Source organism: Martelella alba, from assembly GCF_006516955.1.
Classification (GTDB): domain Bacteria; phylum Pseudomonadota; class Alphaproteobacteria; order Rhizobiales; family Rhizobiaceae; genus Martelella; species Martelella alba.
Window position 1 is genome coordinate 21,476 of the sequence record NZ_VHLG01000024.1, and the last position, 7,368, is coordinate 28,843.

The 7,368-nt window shown below is 58.9% G+C and carries 3 protein-coding genes and 4 pseudogenes; 5 read left to right on the forward strand and 2 right to left on the reverse strand.

All coding sequences use genetic code 11. From position 1 onward, the window contains the following. Positions 1–10: 10 nt before the first annotated feature. A complete protein-coding gene (locus FJU08_RS21790; protein ID WP_235890926.1) occupies positions 11–556 on the reverse strand; it encodes a LysR substrate-binding domain-containing protein in 546 nt (181 codons plus the stop codon). Between FJU08_RS21790 and FJU08_RS21795 the strand changes: the two genes are divergently transcribed. The 5 genes and pseudogenes from FJU08_RS21795 to FJU08_RS21810 all read left to right on the forward strand — a co-directional run bounded on the left by FJU08_RS21795 (position 500) and on the right by FJU08_RS21810 (position 7,004). Further along, positions 500–1,093 carry an aldo/keto reductase gene (locus FJU08_RS21795; RefSeq protein WP_235890932.1) on the forward strand — a complete coding sequence of 198 codons (594 nt, stop codon included), beginning with the start codon at positions 500–502 and terminating at the stop codon, positions 1,091–1,093. The two genes, FJU08_RS21790 and FJU08_RS21795, sit on opposite strands and share 57 nt — an antisense overlap. Positions 1,094–1,496: 403 nt before the next feature. Beyond that, positions 1,497–1,653, forward strand: a pseudogene (locus tag FJU08_RS23140) (transposase); the annotation flags it as partial. After that, a pseudogene (locus FJU08_RS23340) lies at positions 1,651–1,863 on the forward strand (hypothetical protein); the annotation flags it as partial. The pseudogenes FJU08_RS23140 and FJU08_RS23340, both read left to right, overlap by 3 nt. 1 nt (position 1,864) lies before the next feature. Continuing rightward, positions 1,865–2,063 (forward strand): annotated as a pseudogene (locus tag FJU08_RS23345) (Tn3 family transposase); the annotation flags it as partial. Positions 2,064–2,537: 474 nt separating this feature from the next. Then, entirely contained in the window at positions 2,538–7,004 is a 4,467-nt protein-coding gene (locus tag FJU08_RS21810) for an autotransporter domain-containing protein (protein ID WP_141151164.1), read from the forward strand. Between the two features lie 77 nt (positions 7,005–7,081). Here the strand turns inward: FJU08_RS21810 and FJU08_RS23370 are convergent. Beyond that, a pseudogene (locus FJU08_RS23370) lies at positions 7,082–7,245 on the reverse strand (IS200/IS605 family transposase); the annotation flags it as partial. Positions 7,246–7,368 lie beyond the last annotated feature (123 nt).

Here is a 7,368-nt window from a genome sequence, read left to right on the forward strand (position 1 = left end):
TTTCTCCAGGTCAGTTCTCGGTTGGTCGATAACGAAGCCGGTCAATCAGCAGCCTCTGCGCCGTGCTCATCTGACGACGCGATGAATAGCAGAGCTGGAAACCGTCAAAGGGTTCGCACCAATCGGTCAGCACGCGCTGAAGCCTGCCGCTTTCGATGTCGTCGGCAACTTCTGGAAGCGTGACATAGGCAATGCCGAACCCTTCACGCGCCGCATCGACACAAAGCTCGGATTCATTGAACAGAAAGGGGCCCGTCACCTTGCGGGTAATCTCCTCGCCCGCACGCTCGAATTCCCAATCATACGGCGCGCTGGTCGCACCGAAGCGCAGCACCAGACAGTCATGCGCATCCAGATCTGAAGGGTGCATCGGGACGCCGCGACGGGCGAAATAGTCAGGCGCGCCGACTGCGGCCATCTCCACGGTCGGCCCGACCGGCACGGCGATCAGGTCGGTCCCGACCATTTCGGCAAGCCGCACCGCCAGATCGAAACGGCGATCGACGGCTCGCTCAACAGCCTCGGCCTGGACCATATTGACCTGATGATCATCCACAGCCCCCAGCCCTGGGGCGATTTCGCCGGTGAAGAGCGCTTCTTTGAAGGCAATCTGGAAGCCTGGCGCGCGCTTGAAGAAGCCTATAATGCCGGCAAAATCCGCGCGATCGGCGTGTCGAACTTCGAGCAGGCCGATCTCGCCAATCTGCTGAACAATGCCAGCATCAAGCCGATGTTGAACCAGGTTCTGGCCCATATCAGCAACACGCCGTTTGACCTGATCGAATATTGCGAAAGCAAGGGCATTCTGGTCGAGGCCTATTCACCGGTTGCCCATGGCAAGATCCTCGATCACAAGGAAATCGCTGAAATGGCGGCGAAATACGGCGTCAGTGTCCCGCAGCTGAGCATTCGCTATTGCCTTGAACTGGGCCTGCTGCCGCTGCCGAAGACCGCCAATCCCGATCACATGCGCACCAATGCCGCTGTCGATTTCGAAATCTCGGCCGCGGATATGGACGTGCTGAAGTCCATTGACCGGATCAAGGACTATGGCGACGCCAATATGTTCCCGGTCTATGGCGCCAAGCTGTAATCCGAGATATTCGCCACGTTCCATCAGGCTGCGCGTTGGCCGATCCGCCGATGCGCAGCTTGCGACTGAATGGGAACAAAGGCCGGTTGACGATAGGAATCTCAACCAATCAGTGCGCCATTACCGAAAAGCAACCTTCCCGTCAGTCTTGGGCCACCCCCAAATATGCGCTGATGGCCGATCCTCTTTCCGAAAACGGTCGATTGCGTGCAGGGGCAGAACACCCTGAATATCTCACCACCCATCTGGCGAGCCAAACATGCTCAACGTTAACGCCGCGCTCGGGGTCGTTTCCGGTAGAGTGTGAAATAGGGCGCTAGGATGCACCGCATTCAGGATTCCCAAGACGGTTTTGCTGTGATTCATAAGTTTCCGCATTTTGTCAGCGGAGCAAGCGATGGGGATCAAGCGGTACGAACTGAACGAAGCACCGTGGGAACGGATTTCGGCACTTTTGCCGGGAAAGCCCGGCGCTCCCCGGACGGACCGGGAATGATAACCGCTTGTTTGTCAACGGTTGTCTTTGGGTCCTGCGTTCCGGAGCGCACTGGCGCGACCTGCTTGCCGAAAAGGAGGATGGGCGCAACAGCCGGTTCGTCTGGCTCCGGCAGTTCGAGGTCGGCAAGAACTCTGCCGATGCCAATCGCCTGCTCGACAGGCTTGAATTCCTGCAAGGGATCGAACTGCCACCAGACGTGCTGGCCGACATTCCTGCGCACCGGGTTACGCGGCTTCGCCGTCAGGGTGAACGGTATTTCACCGATGGCCTTCATCGCCGGGCTGAACCTACTCGCCGCCATCATCATCTACTGGAAATACGAAACAGCTCGGAACCGCCGTCGAACGGCGGCGGCGTGATGGGCTTAACTGCCCCGCGACCCTCCTGCCGCACATATCACCTCTCGGGTGGGCGCATATCCTCCTCACGGGAGAATACCGGTGGCGGCCGGCAGCGCACAAAAGCCCTTAACACCCTATTTTGCACTCCTCCGGAATCGCCCCCCTTCTCTCCAACTCAATGCAATAGTTACTTCGAAGCTGCAGGGCATGAACCTATTTGATCGGAAAATGCTCTAAATCCAGCCAACCAGAAACCGAAAGAGATTGTCGCCAAGTTTACCCACCTGCGTGGGACATATCATCCGGGACCGATCCGGATCACCTGGTATCTGGAGCACGATATCAAAATTTCCGATGCATGCGTCTATCGCATCCTCAACTGAAACGACCCCAGCCGGCTGTCGCAAGGCGCATGGCAATTGGGAGTTGCATTTTAGACACATCAACTCCAGATTTTTCCAGATCGGTATAAAACAACCGTGGCCTGCCTTGCGGCATCCTAAGCGATGCTTATCAATACATCTGATAGCGCTATCAGGGGACGCGATTGCGCGCATTAAGATTGCGATCAATTTCGCAAAAGTGACTTTTGGCAGGGGGCCATATGACCAGGACGATTTCAAAACAGGCTGCAAGCACGACCAATGCTGGCAAGACGAAAACCCATCGCGGAACGCTGATGAAAAAACGACGGGCGCTGCTTCTGGCGCAATCGGCCTGCGCCGGGGTTGTGGCCGGGTTCGTCTGCTTTGGTGCGGATGACGCTGCGGCTTTTATCGAGACCTGCCCGAGCAATCCGATCAACACAACCGGCGTCACCGTGGTCAGCAAGACCTGTGTCTTTGCGGGCACGCTCTACGTCGGAAAAACCCAGGATGGCGAACTGACGATCAGCGGCGGCGGCAAGGTCGAGAGTGAAAGCGGTTCTGTCGGTGCTGGCGCAAACGGTCAGGTCACCGTGACCGGATCCGGTTCGTCCTGGATACTGACCGGCGATATGATGTCGTCTGCGGGGCGTCTCTATGTCGGCCAAAGCGGCGATGGTACACTGACGATTTCCGACGGCGGCTATGTCAGCAATCTTCAGGCATATGTGATCGGAGACTCCAGTACCGTCACTGTCACCGGAAAAGATTCGCACTGGGACAATGGCGCTGCCGTGCAGCTCGGTGGCCTCGGGACGAGCATACTCAGGATCGAGGATCAGGGTAAGGTCTCGGGCGTGGACATGCTCGTCGGCGGCGGAAGCAGTGTCATCAGTGTCGAAAGCGGCACCATCATCGTCTCCGATGCCAACTCGCTGCTGGATCTGTCAGGTTCGCTCACGATTGGTAGCAATGCGAGTTCGACAATGACAATCAGCCAGGGCGGAACCGTCAATTCCGGAACTGGCATAATCGCCAAGGAAACGCTTTCGAACTCAGCCGTGACCGTGACCGGCGCCGGCTCGAAATGGGCAATCCAAAGCACACTTGTTGTCGGTTTATCTGGACAGGGAGCCCTGTCGATCCTCGATGGCGGCCTGGTCGAGGTCGGCAGTTCGCTGTCGATCAGCGGCAAGGCGCTGGCAGGCGCAACGGATGCCCCCGGCCAGGTGCTTGTCTCCGGAACTGGCTCGCAGCTGACCGTTGGCAGCAAGCTCACCATTGGCACCATCGTCAGCCAGGGCCCAAGCAGCTCGCTGCAGGTGGCTGATGGCGGCACGGTTGATATTAGCGGCACCTTGACGGTTGGAAGCTCCAGTAGCGGCGAAATGGTGATCGACAACGGGACCGTGAAAGCGGAAAATGTCATTGTCGGCGAGATGAGCTTTGGCGAGGTCTATCTCGTGAATGGCGGTGTACTGGAAGCAGACGAGATATCGCTGTCCAGGCCCGTTGAAGGCACCGTTACGGGGGGCTGGCTCAATATCGGTGTTGAATGGCCCGTAGACAATATGAAAACGGCCACCGCCCCCGGAACGCTGAATGCCAGCAAGGTGATATTTGAAGACGACAGCGCCGCTCTCAATTTCATGCATACGAGCGAAGATTACGTCTTTTCGGCCGATCTCGTCGACGATGGCAACAACACGTCTGCGAAGATTACGCAAGCAGCCGGCACGACGACCCTGACCGGCGACGGATCGACCTTTGCTGGCATCATCCAGATCACGGGCGGGGCGCTTTATGTCGACAACAAGCTGGGTACGGACCAGACCACGATTACGGTCTCCGACAGTTATTATTACGGTTCCGGCACACTTGGCGGCTCCGGCTCGGTTGGCGGCAATGTTCAGGTGGGATATAAATCCGAGGCCATTTTGTCACCCGGTTCGCTGTCAACGACCGGGACCTTGAGCATCGGTGGCAATCTGGCGCTCAAGGAAGGCGCGACAACCGTTTTCCGGCTCAATACGCCGGATGTTTCCGGCGCCACGACCAATGACTATATTGTTGTCGGCGGCGACCTCGAGCTCGACGGAGTGCTGGAAACCACGGCCGCAGCGCCCGGATATTATTACCTCATCAGTTATGATGGCACGCTCTCCGGGGCTTTCGACAGCGTGACGGTCTCAGGACTGGTTGATGGAACCGGTATTGTTGATACAGACCGTGCCGGGGAAGTGAATATCACGATCACCGGCACCATAAGCGGCGGCGGCGGCGAGTCGCAGACGGTGCAATTCTGGGACGGAAGTGCTGTAAATGCCAACATGTATGTTGACGGCGGCAGTGGCACCTGGAATCTCACCAACACCAACTGGACGCTGTCTGACGGCTGGACCAACGACGTCTGGGGCGGTTATGTTGGAGTGTTTATGGGTGATGCCGGTACCGTCACCGTTGAAGGCACCCAGGAATTCGACACGCTGCAATTCAAGACCGATGGCTATGTTGTGAACGGCGGCGCTCTGGCGCTTTCACCCGCAAGCGGCGACGGCGGCATTTTCAATATTGATGGCGGTGTTTCTGCCACGGTTTCCTCGATGATCGTCGATGGCACCAAAAGCATGCTGATCAAGGCCGGCGACGGGACGTTGATTCTGACCGGCGACAACAGCTATACCGGCGGCACCCGGGTTATCGCCGGTCGCCTTGTCGGCAATGTCGGCTCGATCCGCGGCGATATCGCCATGCAAGGCGTGGTCGAGTTCGCGCAGGACACGGATGGCACATTTGCCGGTGATATCGACGGCTATAACGGCGTTGCCGGCCAGATGGTGAAATCGGGTGCAGGCGCGCTTACGCTGACGGGAACCAGCACGGTTGACTGGTCGGTGGAAGAAGGCAATCTGATCTCGACCACCGAACTGTTCTTCGGCGATCTCGACGTTGCCGAAAGCGCCTCCATGACCTTCGATCAGGCATTCGACGGCACCTATAGCGGCACCATCTCAGGTTCGGGCGACATCATCTTTACCGGCGGCGGTCTGGTGACGCTGACAGGCGATTCCACCGACTATACCGGTGCCAGCACCGTTTCCAACTTCACGCTGCATCTTGATGGCAATATCGGCGGCACGATCTCGCTCTCCGGTTCCGGCAAACTGACCGGCAACGGTACAGTTGGCTCCATCTCGGTGGACAATGGTGGCACGGTTTCGCCCGGCAATTCGATCGGCACGATCAATGTTGCGGGAGACGTCTCCTTTGGCGCCGGGTCAATCTATGAGGTCGAGACCGAGCCGAGCGACACCACCGCCGATCTGATCGTTGCGACCGGCACGGCCACTCTTACCGGCGGCGATGTGCTTCACATCGGTTTCACCGGATCCTATGCGGCGGAATCGGAATACACGATCCTGACGGCAGATGGCGGCGTAACCGGTACGTTTGACGGCGTGACCACCACGCTTGCCTATCTCGATCCCTTCCTCGAATATACATCCAATTCGGTGCTCCTGCGGCTTGAGCGCAACGCGGTCGCTTTCGCCGAATACGCCGAAACGCCGAACCAGCGGGCTACCGCCAATGGCGCGGAAAGCCTGGAGGCGGGCAATTCCGTCTATGACGCCTTGCTTGGCCTGGAAGCAGCGGATGCACCGGCAGCCTTCGATGCGCTTTCCGGCGAGATCCATGCCAGTGTGAAGACCGGCATGATCGAGGACAGCCGCTTCATCCGCGATGCCGCCCTTGGCCGGGTGCGGGCCGCCACCGGCTCTGCCTGCGGCGAACCTGCCGGATCCGTGCCGCTGACGGCGGCACAGACGGCCGAGCGTGAGGCCAATGGCTGCGCTGACGGCCTTTCCACGCCGGCCTACGGCGCCTGGATGCAGGCCTTTGGCGGCGCTGGCCATGTAGACGGCGACGGCAATGCCGCCAAGCTCGACACCAATACAGGCGGCTTCATCATCGGCGGCGATGCCGGCTTTGGCGACGCCGGCGTTGTCGGCTTCATGGCCGGCTACCAGTCATCGTCCTATGATGTCGATGAGCGCGCCTCGTCTGCCGATGCCACCAGCTACCAGATCGGCATCTACGGCGGCACCTCGTTTGAAGGCTTCAACATCTCCGGCGGCGCTGCCTATGCATGGTCGGATATCGACACGGCCCGCACGGCGGCCTTCACCGGCTTTTCCGACACTCTGACCGGGTCCACCAATGGCGGCACGGCGCAGGTCTTCGGCGAGATCGGCTATGAATTCGATCTCGGCACGGCCACGATCGAGCCGTTCGCAGGCCTTGCCTATGTCTCGGTCCATACCGATGCCTATAGCGAGACCGGCGGCGCGGCGGCCCTTGCCATTGCCTCCGACACCACGGACATGACCTATTCCACGCTCGGCCTGCGCGGTGCGGTTGCCTTTGACAAGACGGCACGGCTCACCGGCATGCTCGGTTGGCGTCATGCCTATGGCACGCTCAGCCCGACCGCGGTCAATGCCTTTGCCGGCGGTACGCCGTTTACCGTAGCCGGCGTTCCGGTCGGCGAGGATGTGGCCCTCGTCAGCGCCGGCGTCGAATTTGATCTCGGCGCCCTGTCGACAAGCGGCCTCAAGAGCGCCAGCCTGACGCTGTCATATGACGGTCAGTTCGGCTCCGGCGTTGCAGACTCAGCCGCAATGGCCCGATTCTCGTTCAAGTTCTGAGGAAAATCACCTACCTCCGCCAGAGGCGGAGGTTTGGAACACTGCGCTTGAACCACTGGACGTGGTTTTGTGACGAACTAAACGCTGCCTTTGAACAGGTCGGCATAATCAGAGGCCTTGCCGGCCTTCTCCTGATTGCGGATTAACGTCTGACGACCTGTTCATTATAGCCCGTCGTCGAAACGAAGTGCGGCAGCGACCAAAAGTGATAGCCCTTGTAGTTGCGCTTGCGGGCATACTTTTTCAACGGCGGCGAAAAAACCGGCCACGGGCCGGACCAAAGTCTAGATGGGGTCAGAACAAGAACTGTGCGAAATCGTACGCGGCCTTTATCAACCAAAGACAGCAAAAACCTTGTAGCATA